This window comes from Dolichospermum sp. LEGE 00246, assembly GCF_015207865.1.
GTDB lineage: Bacteria > Cyanobacteriota > Cyanobacteriia > Cyanobacteriales > Nostocaceae > Dolichospermum > Dolichospermum heterosporum.
Map to the genome: position 1 here is coordinate 1 of NZ_JADEWA010000092.1, position 14432 is coordinate 14432.

Consider the following 14432-nt stretch of genomic DNA (forward strand, 5'->3'; position numbering starts at 1 on the left):
CCCCTACTCCCCCAACTCCCCCTACCTTTCCCCCTGGGGGATAATTTCTGTGACTACTCTGCTTTCGGAGGAATTACCACCTTTAACAACAATATTTTCTGTTTCCAAATTACCGACGGCTGTTTCCCCTTGAAAAGTTAATTTTGGTTCAATTTGACGATAAATTATATTTCCTTGAGCTTCTAACAATTTTTTATCTAAATACCAAGTTAGTTGATTTGATTTTAAAGACTGACTACGTTTTCCAACCGCATTAACATTACCAGTGAGATACACCGTGTTTTCTGGTATTTTCATTTTTCCCTGATTAGCGGTGACAGTGACATTCTCAGCAGCTTGGAATATGCGAATAGGAGAATTTGTGGTAATATTTTCTTTGTTAATATTCCAGGTTATAGAGTTACTAGTAATTTGCATTGGTGGATCTATTAACTCTAATTTTGCCTGTGGTTTGAGAGTCGCAATTTGAGTTTTTAAATTAATTTCTGCGGCGTTACCCTGACCACGTGCAGTAATTTTGTTATCTTTATATCTTTCTATTTGAATTGGGCGATCGCTAAATAATTTCTCTTCCTTAAGATGCCACATTAAATGCTCAGTTCGCATTTGCAACTGTGGATCTGTGGATTTAGCAACTACTCCTTGTGAAAATTCTACCCGTTGTTCACGAGTTTTAATCTTTGCCTCTTGAGCTACAGCCTGTAATTGTTTATGACTACCATTTAACTGATTGCGAACAATTAATAAATCTTCTTGAGGCCGCCATTCTAGCTCATTACCCTTGAAGACAATCCCATTACGAGTATCAGTAGCGACAATTTTACCTTGAAGAAATAGTTGCTTACCATCTTGCTTAATGTCAGCTTTTTCTGCTTTAATTTGGTAGACAACTTTTCCATCTTGGTAAAGTTCCCCTTCAGGATTTTCCGCCTGACCTACTTGTTTATCTGTAGTGTACTTTGCCTCTTTAGCTTTAACTTTCCAAATTGGTCTACCTACCTCATCAAATTGTTCAAAAACAATCCTAAAAAAAGTTACCTTAGTATCATCATCTTTTGGAGATGAAGGATCAGTTTTTGATTGGGTAGGTGATGGATTACCGCAACTCGACAAGCATAAGCCTAAACATAATATCAAAGGCAGGTAAAACCAATTAGTTAGTGATGTTAACCCCAAAAATGAATAGAAGTGGGGAGAATGATTTTTAATTCCCCTCTGATGTTTTCCATCTTGTCTTCCATTCTCCCTCGCTTGTGAATCTTGCATTATTCTGGAACTTCTAGATGTCTATTACTATCTCTAGGATCGTCTAAAAAGCCCATACTAGACAATGGCCGATATGGATAACTTTGGCGGGGAGTTTTTTGGATATCTTCTTTGATGGCTTCTAAATCAATATAGCGATCGCTCACATTAATTAAACTATCACTAGTCATAGAACGCAAACTCACCACCTCTACCCTCACCCCACGATAGCTGACAGAATTGACAGCATAAGCCAAATCGCCGTCACCGCTGACTAAAACTGCGGTATCATAGGAATCGCACAATGCCATCATATCAACAGCTATTTCCACATCTAAGTTAGCTTTTTTAGAGCCATCTGGTAATTGCACCAAATCCTTAGCAATCACCCGATAACCGTTACGACGCATCCACAACAAAAAGCCTTGTTGTTTCTCATTTGTCCGATCCACTCCTGTATAGAAAAAAGCCCGTAATAGCCTTGATCCGCCAGTCAACCGGCACAATAACTTAGTGTAATCAATTTCGATTCCTAGTTGTAGTGCCGCATAGAATAAGTTTGAGCCATCAATAAAGATAGCCACCCGACCCCGATTTTCCAAAACCTGTTCTGGGGTAAATATTGAGTCGTTTTCAAAATTGTTCAACATTGTTGTCATACCTTGTGTTGTTATCCCTGTTATGATAGAAATTTCTAACTATCTACTTGTTAGAGTTGCTTATGATAAGTCTCTGGGGCTAATACATTAGGAGTTATCAATCATCAGTAAAACTGTTTTGATTATTCACTCCCTTTAGCTGCTACAAGCCTTTAATAGTAGCCCCGAATTGTTTTTTGAAGAAATTCGCAGTTCCCAAAATTAATCTTTTATTGTGAGAAGTCACCGAGTCAGGAGGTAGGGGCGCAGGGCCTGCGCCCAGTCAGGAGTCAGAAAGAAGGATGAAGAATATTTTCTGATTCTCTTCCCTATTGCTTGCCATATCAAACATTCTGTATCCTAAATCCTTACCTTTTATTTTGATGTTTCTATCCGTTTAAAAACTGGTTTTGGCGTTCCCAATATTTGTTTATCGGATAATATTCCCCATGTTGAGTGGGTACAAAAAGGAGCTAAAATTGCACTTTCTTTTTGTTCATTAAAATTTATTCCCCAGCCTAATTGCTGATAAATATCACTGCTGATATTAGGAATAATTGGGGAGAGAAGATAAGCTGCTAGTCTTACAGATTCCAGCACCGCATATAGCACCACTTCCACTTCCCCCTGCTTACCTTGTTTATATAATGACCAAGGAGCTTGATCATCAATAAACTTATTACTGGCTTGTACCAGAGATAGAACATAGTGACAGGCTTCATTGAAAGCTAATGCTGTGTATGCTTGTTTCACCTTTTCTCCTAACTGCAAACCCATTGTTTTCAAAGGATTGTCAATGGGAATAGCTGATTGGCTAATGGACGGTACTTGACTAGCACAGTATTTCTTCACCATGTTTAAAGTCCGATTTAACAAATTACCTAAATCATTCGCCAAATCTGCATTCAAAACATTAATGAACCTTATTTCATTAAAATCGCCATCTTTACCAAATTCGATTTCCTTAAGGAAGTAATAACGAACGGCATCACTACCATAATTTTCCACTAAAGTAATAGGATCAAGGGTATTACCTAAAGTCTTCCCCATTTTTTGACCATCTTTAGTTAAAAAACCATGTCCAAATACCCTGTCTGGTAAAGGTAAACCTGCTGACATCAACATTGCTGGCCAGTACACAGCATGAAAGCGTAAAATATCTTTACCAATCAGGTGCAGGTTAATCGGCCACCATGTTTGTAAAGCATTAGCTATAGTTGGTTCTGCATCTGGTTCTAACAATGCCGTAACATAACCCAGCAAGGCATCAAACCACACATATAATGTATGTTGAGGATTCACAGGTACAGGAAAACCCCAATCCAGATTTACCCGGGAAATTGAAAAGTCCTGTAAACCTTGAGCGACAAAATTGAAAACTTCATTCCGTCTGCTGACAGGTTGGATAAAATCTGGGTGGGATTGGTAAAACTCCTCTAGCTGGGTTTGATATTTAGACAAGCGAAAAAAATAGTTCTGCTCGTCTCGCCACTCTACTTGTTTGTTAGTATGGGTGGGACAGTGTTTGTCTGCAAGTAAATCCCGTTCTTCCTTGAATTCTTCACAGGAAACGCAGTACCAACCTTTCTGTTGTCCTTGGTAGATGTCACCAGTTTCCCAAACTCGCTGAAAAAACTCTTTCACTATCGCTTGGTGACGGGGTGCTGTAGTCCGACTAAAGCGATCATATTGAATATCGAGTAAATCCCACAAGTTAAGAAAACTAGGAACGATTTCATCACAAAAATCTTGGGGTGGTTTTCCTAAATTTGCTGCTGAACGCTGAATTTTTTGCCCGTGTTCATCTGTACCTGTAACTAGTAGCACTTGATGTCCCTGTAAGCGATTAAATCTGGCTACTACATCCGCTGCTATAGTTGTATAAGCACTGCCAATATGCGGAACATCGTTGACATAGTATAGTGGTGTGGTCAGTGCAAAAGTCTTTTCTGTTTTATTCACAAGATTCATGGACTATAAAAGCAAATTATTAATCAGTTTTCTCTATTAATAATCTAGATGATTTAGACAAAACTACGTAATTATATAACATTGCTACTTTTTTTTCAAACTCCTGGCGATGGATAACAAGTTTATGGACTGAAGAATTGTTTAATTACTTCTATAAATCCACCTGATTTTTAACTAAATCAGAGAAAGTATTTACTAATAATCATGGTAAAACTTGTTTCTGTCCTTAGTAGTTACAGAGAATACACTAACTGAAAATCTAGCGATATAACTAATTGTGTGGATATGATTTTGCATATTAGATGTTCCCAGTAATAATTGACTAAACTGTTAGTTGCAATTCTGAGTAATTTACTAGGTTGTTGTTCTAGAAATTCCTAATTTAGCGAGCCTTGTTTGGGAATTTTAATTCATTAATCATTGAACTAACTATTAGAAATTTACTCGCAGCATTTAGCTAATGTCTAGCGACTGAATGCCGACTCACATACTTATATATCATGAATACAAATTGCTATAAATTCTGTAATTATGGTTTCAGAGTGGATGATTTTTTATCTGGAAAGGTTGATTTTAGACAGATGAGAAAAGATAAAAATTTCATCACAATCCCTATCTGGATACCGAAGAGGGTAAAGTTAAAGATAGAGTAGACGAATAAAAATAAGTAAAATGCCAGCAGTTGATCCTAAACCTTGTTTTTTAACGCCAAATCCAGTAAAATCAGATTCTCCTTTATTCATCTATTTACCAGGTATGGATGGGACTGGTGAGTTATTTCAATCTCAAATCCCGGAATTAGCCTCTGGTTTAGATATTCGTTGCTTGGCTATACCCAAAGACTATCTGGCAACTTGGGATGTTTTAGCGAGGAATGTTTTGGACTTGGTTCACGCTGAGTTAGAAAAAAGCTGTCAACGGAAAATATATCTATGTGGTGAATCTTTTGGTGGTTGTTTAGCAATACAAGTCGCCATCCAGTCACCGCAGTTATTTAAGCGTATTATCTTAATTAATCCTGCTTCGGCTTTGCAGCAGCAATCTTGGTTTAATTGGATATCCCCGGCTACTCAATTTGTGCCATCATTCCTATTTGATATTGGTGCGTTGGGTTTGTTGCCGTTTCTAGCATCATTAGAACGGATTTCTCCAAGCGATCGCCATACACTACTTACAGCTATGCGTTCCCTACCATCAGCAACCGTAAATTGGCGCTTATCCTTACTGCGAGATTTCCAGGTTGATAGCAAAGAGCTACAACAGCTAACACAACCAATTTTACTCATTGGCAGTGGTAGCGATCGCTTATTACCCTCTGTAAGTGAAATTACTCGATTGGCAGGTATTTTACCAAATAGCCAGACATTCATATTACCACATAGCGGTCATGCCTGTTTATTAGAGAAGGATGTCAATCTCTATCAAATTCTCAAAGATAATGATTTTTTAGAAGTTAATATTAATATACCGAAAATTACCAAATCAACGGACAGTCCTATTTTCACCAAGTCCGTGTGAAGCCCGGTTGTATTAGTATAGGGGGTATAGGGGCAATTTATCTAGCTTGCGTCCGAAAGGGTCTTGCCCCTACAATGTGCAATTCTCCAGAGAGATGATCAGCCTATTTTCATCCTTCTATAGGTAATAGAAAATAGCAACCTGAAATACCAATATATTGTCAGGAGATTATCGGTGAGTTTTCACACTTCCCGCTGTATTCTGTAACATCCGTTTACTCTTCGGAGATGAATACTCAGTACCTCTAGAAGTTTGCATCGCCTCTTTAACAAGGGTTGCTAGTTCTTCTAACTGATTAATTGCTTCTGCACCCTCTAATTTCATTAACTCTCTATCATCACGCATTTCTGTCCAAGTAATCCCATAATCGGATACTAAAAAGCGAATTAAGTGATTATCGCCTAAGCTTACCATAAAAGATGCACTGTTCATTTGGTCGCCGCAAGTATAACAAGAAGCCGGATAACCATACCTCTCTAGTACAACTGCTAGAGCTTGCAAATTCATTACTAAATCTTGAACAAATTGTCTATGCTCGTTTGCTAGTCTTAAAAACACTTGTCCCTCCAGACACCACAGTCATTTGAGTTTATTTTATATTTTCTTTAGATTTTCTCATGAATCGGTGTTGTAAAATAGATTTTACAATTTTTAGTGTTTCATGAGTTCGTTAATTAGTTAACTTGTCTAGGTTAGTAGATAACGATTCTTGAATAAGTATCAGGCTATTCAATTCATCAGGTAGTTATAGCAGGCTCAATTACTAAAATTTACATTTTGGCTTTATTGCTCTGTCGGAACTGTACCTAATAAAATTTAGACCTTATTAGCCTAGCTTAAATTCCTTCATAGTCAAGTCCTTTAAAGCCATACTTGGCACTATTACAGGTCATATAGAACCATATTAAGATGATTTATTTAGTCTAACGCTTATTTTCGTTCTTTGTGTTTTTACCTCCACTTCAAATAAACCTCGAATGATATAGCATAGATTGAGATTAACGCAAGTGTTGAATATACTTAATTAATGTATCGTTTTTAATATATATTTTTAATACCCTCCATAACACTGATTAGGATTAGAGGATTTACAGGATTGTAATTTGATGGTTAATGACTCAGTTTATAATATTTTGTCAGAATCAGGATAACCAGGATTATAGGATTAACAGGATGATTATTTGATAATTACTAGACGTGAATGATGTATTGATTATTACAATAATTTGATAAAAATGAACCTTTCTTCATACTAATCATCAACAACCAACCAATAATTAAGAGACTTCCAAATAAAAAAATGTCCCAAAACTGATGCAGAAATTCTCTCTCTGTGTACTCTGTGCCTCTGTGGTTCGTTTCTTAGGATAATTTATTTCTTGGAAGTCTCTAAACAATCACATCCTGTACATCCTCAAATCCTGGACATCCTGATTCAGACAAATGTAAATTTTTGACTTCCCTAAGAGTGTCCTGATTCTGACAATAATATGCTATTTTTAATCAGTTTTGCTTTTGCTAATTCTGAACAACTAGAAAATCATGATAGTGGTTTTTTTCGTAATCTTAGAAAAGATGGTTTAGTAATATGAATCCTGAACAACAAAGACTGTTAGAAAAAGCTGAGAGGAGATTACAAGCAGCAGAACTTAATAAAAGTCATACCTTCCTCCATTATCAATTAACAAAAGGATTCTCAATCTTTAGTCCAGTAATTCCTTTAAAATCACCGACATTTCTTGTTACTAAAAATGCGTCTTGATTTACTGCTGTAGCGGCGATAATTGCATCAGGAAGTTTAATTTTATATTGTCGTTTGATTTGGATTGTCTGATTTTCAATTTCTCGTAAAAATGGAACTGTATTAAACTGAGATAGTAAATCTTCAATAGACTGTTCCTCCTCTTTTGATAAGTCGGCAAAACTCAGTAATTCAATGCGGATAATCGGTGAAACTAGAATTTCGTGCAAATTCAAAAACTCTTCTGTAAACTATGAATTAACTGTTATATCATCGGCTAGATAGTAAATAAAAATATTGGTATCATAAAGATATTTTATTCTTCCCATTCCTGACGCAGAGTATCTAAATGAGCTAACATTGCTGCTTTTTTATGCTTTAAAATTCCTTTGGCTTGAATAATTTTTTCATAGTTTTTTTTCCAATGTGATAGCATTGATTCTGGTACATCTACTGTAATTGAATCTTCATCTTGAGATACAAGATAATGTCTTGGTATTTTGATTAATGGCATAGTTTTATGCTCCTGTTTCTCTCAATTCAGATTGTAACATAATGTCAGAATCAGGATAACCAGGATTAGAGGATTTACAGGATGATTATTGTCTACATCAAATATAGCATCAATTAATAGCATAAATAATTGCCATAATAGCAGAAGTATCAATAACCATTATTCTAGGATTCCAAAATCGTTATAACCAATAATTTCATCAGGAGTTCTGCTATCAAGAACTGGTAAATTTCTAATCTGATGACAAATACTCCGAACAAGATTAATATCAATTTTGTTCTCTTGGCGATTGGGTAAGGAAATAGGATGAACTTGATATAAAAGTTTTCCTGTTATTTCCATCCCGGCAAAATTTGGGGGAAGTTTCAGGTATAAACAACCATTTTCATCTACACGAGCATCAAAATTAATTTGTTGCATGGTCTTTTCTGATCAATTTAATTACGGAATTTTTGATTTTACCTCTATTCCAATTGTAACATATTGTCTGATAGCGAAGCGTGGCGTTAGCCATATCAGGATACCCAGGATTATAGGATTTTCAGGATGATTATTTGATGATTACTAGACGTGAATCATGTATTGATTATTAAAGTAATTTCATAAAAATTAACCTTTTGTCTGAATCAGGATATCCTGATTCTGACAACCACAACTTTCACCACACAACAAAAAATCATCCAATCACATCCTGTACATCCTTAAATCCTGGACATCCTGATTCTGACAACCACAACATTCACCACACAACAAAAAATCATCCAATCACATCCTGTACATCCTTAAATCCTGGACATCCTGATTCTGACAATATTAAATTTATCTAAAAACCTAGCAAAATTACCCAAATATGGTATATTTAATAGAGGATATATCAAACAAAAATTGATTTATAACAATGTACAACTGATTGAGATAAAATAGAATAAGTTAAATGAATTTATGGAATGGAATATAATATTTGATCCTGATTTTAGAATTTGGTTTTATCAACAAGAACAGGGATTTCAAAATGAAGTATTTGCTGTATTAGGTATTTTAGCAGAATTTGGACCCGGTTTAGGAAGACCAAGAGTTGATACTTTAGAAGGTTCTGATTTCAGCAATATGAAAGAACTGCGTATTCAACATCAAGGAGAACCTTGGCGGATTTTATTTGCATTTGATCCTAAAAGACAAGCGATTTTATTAGTTGGAGGTAATAAAGCTGGTAATAAAAAATGGTATAAAGAAAATATTCCCATAGCAGATAAACGATATAGAGGATATTTGGAGACAATCAAGGAAGAAAAATCATGAAAAAATATACAACTTTATCTGAAGAATTAAATCAACTTTCTCAAGAAAGAAAAGAAATTATTGCTGCAAGAACTTCTGAAATAAGGTTAGAAGAAATTACGCTTCAACATTTGGGGGAAAAACTGGGTTTATCACAATCAGAATTAGCTGCTAGTTTGGAGTTATCCCAAAAAGAAATATCTGATTTAGAAAGTGGAGAAAGTTTAGAATTAAATACGCTGCGTAATGTTGTTAATGCTTTAGGAGGAACTATGGAAATTATTATCAAACTTCCTAACAAAGAACCTATTATGATGAATTTGTCAGAATCAGGATATCCAGGATGAAAGGATTTTCAGGATGGTTATTTGATGGTTAATGGCTGTTATTTATGTATTTATTTTTACATCTCACTTCATAAATATTTACTTTCTCCATACTAATCATCAACAACCAACCAATAATTAAACAAGAACATCCTGTAAACTTTAAATACTTGACATTGTGATTTTTATACTATTAAGATTACAAGATTATTGTATAAATAATAGCAGCTTATATTAACTCATGGGTAAAAATTTTAATACAGTCAAAACGGAGGTTAAACACTGGAGAAATTTCACATTTAATGGTCAAGTTTACGACTTATCACATCTTGATGTTCACTGGGTTGAATATACTGATGATACAGATGAAAATAACCCATTCACATACAGATTTATCGTCACATATAGCTCACATTGTTTTACGAAAGAATCGGATGAACTGAGCAGCGAAGAATCAAATTTATTGATGTATAATGCTCCAGTCTAGGCCATTCAATTTTGAAAGATACAATTTGTCAAAGCATTTACCCAGCATTATCAAGTCACTGGGTGAAAAAACAACATTAGTATGTCATGCTGGATATGGAAACTTTGCAACCGTTAAAATTTTAGATTCCAATGGTATTGAAGTTGATTATTTTGTTGTTTTTACAGTATTTCGGGAAAGTAAAAAGCTGAGGTTGCACGTAGAAAGCGCCTACCCTAAATATGATGGTATAGGTAAAATCAAAAAAGTTCGCTTTTTTGTGATAGCCAAAAACTTATTAAATAATAAAAAATTACCCAGTCCTTAAATAACAAAGACTCCTTGAGGAGTCTTCGCCAAAAATCAATTTTTGGTATTCAGAACGTCTTTACCGGAATTCCTCGACCATAAAGGTAACGGGATGTCATGTTTAGACTATCTTTCAACGCCTAAATCATGTCTGCTGCATCCTATATTTTTATATTAGAGTATATTTTCAACTTCGTCAAGTTTCTATTTGTCAGAATCAGGACTACCTTCGGGAAGTCAAAAGTCAAAAAGTTAGAATTTTTTGTCTGAATCAGGATAACCAGGATTATAGGATTTACAGGATTGTTATTTGATGGTTAGTGACTCAGTTTATAATTTTTTGTCAGAATCGGGATAACCAGGATTAGAGGATTTACAGGATTGTTATTTGATGATTACTAGACGTGAATCATGTATTGATTATTACAGTAATTTCATAAAAATTAACCTTTTTCCATACTAATCATCAACACCTAACCAATAATTAAACAATCACATCCTGTACATCCTTAAATCCTGGACATCCTGATTCAGACAACCACAACATTCACCACACAACAAAAAATCATCCAATCACATCCTGTACATCCTTAAATCCTGGACATCCTGATATGGCTAACGCCACGCTACGCTATCAGACAATAATATGCTATTTTATATACAGCATACATGAAACCAACCATTAACCAATCATGAATAATCCACAACAACCGCGAGAATACGATGCTGTGCTTGGTGGTAATAGTCCATCTCTAGAAAGTGCAGCCGTTTTAGGTGGAATTGAAGGGGTAAAATTGCGGTTGAAAAATCCAAATTCAAATGTAAGAATTGCTGCACTTGAGCAAGCATTGAATTATGGAGAACAGGGTTTAGATTTAGTAATTGCAGGTTTAAAAGATGAATCTTGGGATATTCAAAATGCGGCTTATTTAATATTAAATAAAAGAACGGAAACAAAAATTAAGCAAATATTACAAAATCCTGATAAACTAGGTTTTAAACTAGAACAAATTGAAGTATTAACAGTCAACAAATTTGGGGAAATTATTCAACGTCAGCCACGTATAGCTAGATATTTTCTAGAATATTTGGGCAATGGTGTAAAACTAGAAATGGCTGCAATTCCTGGAGGTACTTTTATGATGGGTTCACCAGAAAATGAAATAGGAATAAGTGCTTGGGAAAGTCCTCAGCATCAAGTTACAGTTCCTAGTTTCTTCATGGGAAAATATTCGGTAACACAGGTACAATATCAAGCTATTATGGGAACTAATCCTTCTTATTTCAAAGGTAGTAATCGTCCAGTTGAACAAGTTAGTTGGAATAATGCCGTGGCTTTCTGTCAAAAGTTAAGTCAAAAGACAGGAAAAAACTATAGATTACCAAGTGAAGCCGAATGGGAATATGCTTGTAGAGCGGGAACTAACACACCATTTCACTTTGGAGAGACGATTACAACGGACTTAGCTAACTATGGGGGTAATTATACTTATGGACAAGGACCTCAAGGAGTTTGTAGAAAAGGAACAAGAGAAGTAGGGAGTTTTGGATTAGCCAATAATTTTGGATTATACGATATGTACGGCAATGTATGGGAGTGGTGTCAAGATAATTGGCATACTAACTATGAAGGTGCGCCAACAGATGGAAGCGCATGGCTAGATAATAAAAAGAGGAAGAACGCAAGGCTGCTGCGCGGTGGTTCGTGGGACAACAATCCTGCTGCCGTTCTGCTTTTCGTGGCAACGACATCCTCATCAGCTACCTCAACCATATTGGTTTTCGGGTTGTATGTAGTGGTGTGGCGAGGACTTAATAGCACTATCTCACTTCATCAATATTCACTTTTCTCTATACTAATAATCAACAACTAACCAATAATCAAACAATCACATCCTGTACATCCTCAAATCCTGGACATCCTGATTCAGACATTTATTATTCTTTGCAACTTTGCGCGAAATAAAAAACCCAATAAACTAACAACTAACCCCCCTATTTATACATAATGAATAACCCCCATCAAGAACTCATCCAACAAATAGACCTCATGCTTCGCGCCCGCTATCCCCTACTATATATAGTCGGAGTCGAAGAAGAACCAATAGAACAAGTCCTGCAACAACTCACCCAAATATCCCAGACACCACGACAACTATTATTATGGGATATCGTCACCGGTTGGGATGACAACGGAACTGATAAAGGTTCAGTCATGGGTGCATTATCAAGAATTACCAAAACCCCAGAAAATACAACCACAATATTTGTATTGCGAGACATTCATTTCATCCTCAAAAACCCCGAAACAGAAAAAAATGCTCCCATTATTCGTGCTATCAAAAACCTCACCCGTCAACTCAAACGCACACGCCAAACCCTCATCCTCACCAGTTATACTTTAACCATTCCCCCAGAACTACAAGAAGAAATTACAGTAATTGATTTTCCCTTGCCCAACATCGAAGAAATAGATTATTTAATTCAGCAATTAATAGTCCCCGAAAAACTTAACTTAAATGGACTGGGAAAAGAACAATTAATCAAAGCCTGTCAAGGATTAAGTCGGGCGAGAATTAGAAGAGTATTAGCCGCCGCTTTAGCAGCAAAAGGACAAGTTAACGAAACAGATATTGATAGAGTTTTAGAGGAGAAAAAACAAGCAGTTCGCCAAACCGGAATCTTAGAATTTTACACCGCCAATGAATCATTAAAAAACGTCGGTGGTTTAGAAAATCTTAAACAGTGGGTGCGAATGCGTCAAGATGCTTTTACCGAAGAAGCAAGACGTTATGGAATACCCAACCCCAAAGGCGTTTTATTAGTAGGAATCCAAGGAACAGGAAAATCATTATCAGCCAAAACTATCGCCCATGAATGGCGTTTACCATTGTTACGTTTAGACGTGGGGAGATTATTTGGGGGAATAGTCGGAGAAAGTGAAAATCGCATTCGCCAAATGATACAATTAGCAGAAGCAATATCACCCTGTGTATTATGGATGGATGAAATAGATAAGGCATTTGGTAATATTAATAGTGGTGTAGATGGTGACTCTGGAACATCGCGCCGGGTATTTGGTACACTCATTACCTGGATGCAAGAAAAAACCAGTCCGGTGTTTATGGTGGCTACTGCTAATAATGTGCAAATATTACCAGCCGAGTTATTAAGAAAAGGCCGATTTGATGAAATATTCTTTTTAAATTTACCCACGGAAAAAGAACGCCATGATATTTTTAAAGTCCACTTGCAAAAAATCCGTCCTTCCCGACTGCGAGAATTTGATTTACAAAGACTTGCCAAAAATAGCGAAAATTTTAGCGGTGCAGAAATTCAACAGGTAATTATTGATGGTATGCACCGCGCTTTTGGTAGTTTAATAGATGGAAATAGGCGGGATTTTCACACTGAAGATATTTTAGCGGCGGTATCGGAAACTGTTCCTTTGGCGGCTATTGCTAAGGAACAAATTACTAGTTTAAAACGCTGGGCTGCGGAAGCTGGCGCAAGAACGGCTTCTATTGATACACTGTTAATTGAGGAGTTGAAGGTTTATTCTCAGCAGCAGGGTTTGGGTCCTTTGGAGGTGGATTAAATAATAAAAGAAAACGAACCGCAGAGGCGCGGAGGACGCGGAGGGAAGAGGTTTTGGAGAGATTTTTATAGGAGTTGATTTTTTATGTCTCATTTTACAACTATTAAGGTGCAAATTAAACAGGGTGAAGTTTTGCTTGACGTTTTGCAAGAGTTAGGTTATCAAGTTGAACAAAATACTCAGGTTCGGGGTTATATGGGTGATAAAACTAATGCTGAGTATGTGATTAAGCAATCTAATGGTTATGATTTAGGTTTTCGTAAAAATGGAGAAGGTTATGAATTAGTTGCTGATTTTTGGGGTGCGAAAATTAATCAGCAGGAGTTTATTAATAATATTAGTCAAAAGTACGCCCATAAAACTTTGATGGAAACCATACAAACTGAGGGTTTTAATGTGGAGGAAGAGGAAGTTTTAGCAGATGGTACTGTGCGGGTTTTAGTTGGTAGATGGGTTTAAATAAGATCCCCGACTTCTTTTTAAGATTTTATCAATAAATGATTAAATAAGGTAAGAAGTCGGGGATCTGAGGACAAAAGGAAAAATCATTATGGCTGAATATCAAAAAGTTGAATATCGCATTGGTAAAGATGGTAAAATTGTGGAACGGGTTTTAAATGCAATCGGTTCTAGTTGTGTGGAAACAACAAAAGGGTTAGAAAAGTCCTTGGGAGAAATAGAATCTCAGGAATTGTTACCGGAATATTATCAAGATGATGAGTTAATTACCACTTCCGAAAATCAATCTTTACAACAACAATAAACTAGAATAAACTAGATCCCCGACTTCTTAAAGAAGTCGGGGATCTGAACACCAGCTACATAAAC

General features: G+C 35.9%; 15 protein-coding genes. 8 read left to right on the forward strand and 7 right to left on the reverse strand.

The features are described 5' to 3' along the window. Nucleotides 1–21: 21 nt before the first annotated feature. From lptC to metG, 3 genes are all read right to left on the reverse strand, one after another. On the reverse strand, nucleotides 22–1266 hold the full coding sequence (gene lptC, locus IQ228_RS09015) for an LPS export ABC transporter periplasmic protein LptC (protein ID WP_027403314.1): 1245 nt from the start codon (nucleotides 1264–1266) through the stop codon (nucleotides 22–24). Beyond that, the gene (locus IQ228_RS09020; protein ID WP_027403313.1) at nucleotides 1266–1895 is read right to left on the reverse strand and encodes an NYN domain-containing protein; all 630 of its coding nucleotides are present in this window, start codon (nucleotides 1893–1895) and stop codon (nucleotides 1266–1268) included. Before IQ228_RS09020 ends, lptC begins: the two co-directional genes overlap by 1 nt. A 363-nt stretch (nucleotides 1896–2258) precedes the next feature. Further along, nucleotides 2259–3854, reverse strand: coding sequence for a methionine--tRNA ligase (metG, locus tag IQ228_RS09025; protein ID WP_027403312.1), 1596 nt, complete (start codon nucleotides 3852–3854; stop codon nucleotides 2259–2261). A 672-nt stretch (nucleotides 3855–4526) separates the two neighbouring features. Here metG and IQ228_RS09030 point away from each other — a divergent pair. Beyond that, the gene (locus IQ228_RS09030; protein WP_027403311.1) at nucleotides 4527–5372 is read left to right on the forward strand and encodes an alpha/beta fold hydrolase; all 846 of its coding nucleotides are present in this window, start codon (nucleotides 4527–4529) and stop codon (nucleotides 5370–5372) included. 168 nt (nucleotides 5373–5540) lie between these two features. Here the strand turns inward: IQ228_RS09030 and IQ228_RS09035 are convergent, their stop codons facing one another. The 4 genes from IQ228_RS09035 to IQ228_RS09050 form a co-directional block, all read right to left on the reverse strand. Further along, nucleotides 5541–5930: a DUF1815 family protein gene (locus IQ228_RS09035; protein WP_027403310.1), complete on the reverse strand. Its 390-nt coding sequence runs from the start codon at nucleotides 5928–5930 to the stop codon at nucleotides 5541–5543. A 1119-nt stretch (nucleotides 5931–7049) separates the two neighbouring features. Further along, a complete protein-coding gene (locus IQ228_RS09040) occupies nucleotides 7050–7343 on the reverse strand; it encodes a type II toxin-antitoxin system VapC family toxin (RefSeq protein WP_255549957.1) in 294 nt (97 codons plus the stop codon). A gap of 86 nt (nucleotides 7344–7429) precedes the next feature. Further along, on the reverse strand, nucleotides 7430–7627 hold the full coding sequence (locus tag IQ228_RS09045) for a hypothetical protein (protein WP_027403308.1): 198 nt from the start codon (nucleotides 7625–7627) through the stop codon (nucleotides 7430–7432). Between the two features lie 159 nt (nucleotides 7628–7786). Continuing rightward, nucleotides 7787–8047: a hypothetical protein gene (locus tag IQ228_RS09050; RefSeq protein ID WP_193962688.1), complete on the reverse strand. Its 261-nt coding sequence runs from the start codon at nucleotides 8045–8047 to the stop codon at nucleotides 7787–7789. A 522-nt stretch (nucleotides 8048–8569) separates the two neighbouring features. Between IQ228_RS09050 and IQ228_RS09055 the strand changes: the two genes are divergently transcribed. The 7 genes from IQ228_RS09055 (at nucleotide 8570) to IQ228_RS09085 (ending at nucleotide 14367) form a co-directional block, all read left to right on the forward strand. Further along, entirely contained in the window at nucleotides 8570–8926 is a 357-nt protein-coding gene (locus IQ228_RS09055; RefSeq protein WP_193962689.1) for a type II toxin-antitoxin system RelE/ParE family toxin, read from the forward strand. Further along, complete coding sequence (locus tag IQ228_RS09060) at nucleotides 8923–9252, forward strand: XRE family transcriptional regulator (protein ID WP_027403304.1); 330 nt, start codon at nucleotides 8923–8925, stop codon at nucleotides 9250–9252. Before IQ228_RS09055 ends, IQ228_RS09060 begins: the two co-directional genes overlap by 4 nt. A gap of 491 nt (nucleotides 9253–9743) precedes the next feature. After that, complete coding sequence (locus IQ228_RS26530) at nucleotides 9744–10025, forward strand: hypothetical protein (protein ID WP_228043771.1); 282 nt, start codon at nucleotides 9744–9746, stop codon at nucleotides 10023–10025. 673 nt (nucleotides 10026–10698) lie between these two features. After that, on the forward strand, nucleotides 10699–11880 hold the full coding sequence (locus tag IQ228_RS09070) for an SUMF1/EgtB/PvdO family nonheme iron enzyme (RefSeq protein ID WP_370566857.1): 1182 nt from the start codon (nucleotides 10699–10701) through the stop codon (nucleotides 11878–11880). 134 nt (nucleotides 11881–12014) lie between these two features. Then, entirely contained in the window at nucleotides 12015–13604 is a 1590-nt protein-coding gene (locus IQ228_RS09075) for an AAA family ATPase (protein ID WP_193962690.1), read from the forward strand. Between the two features lie 84 nt (nucleotides 13605–13688). Beyond that, a complete protein-coding gene (locus IQ228_RS09080; RefSeq protein ID WP_193962691.1) occupies nucleotides 13689–14063 on the forward strand; it encodes a DUF1257 domain-containing protein in 375 nt (124 codons plus the stop codon). A 91-nt stretch (nucleotides 14064–14154) separates the two neighbouring features. Further along, complete coding sequence (locus IQ228_RS09085) at nucleotides 14155–14367, forward strand: DUF2997 domain-containing protein (protein ID WP_015079055.1); 213 nt, start codon at nucleotides 14155–14157, stop codon at nucleotides 14365–14367. Nucleotides 14368–14432: the final 65 nt, after the last annotated feature.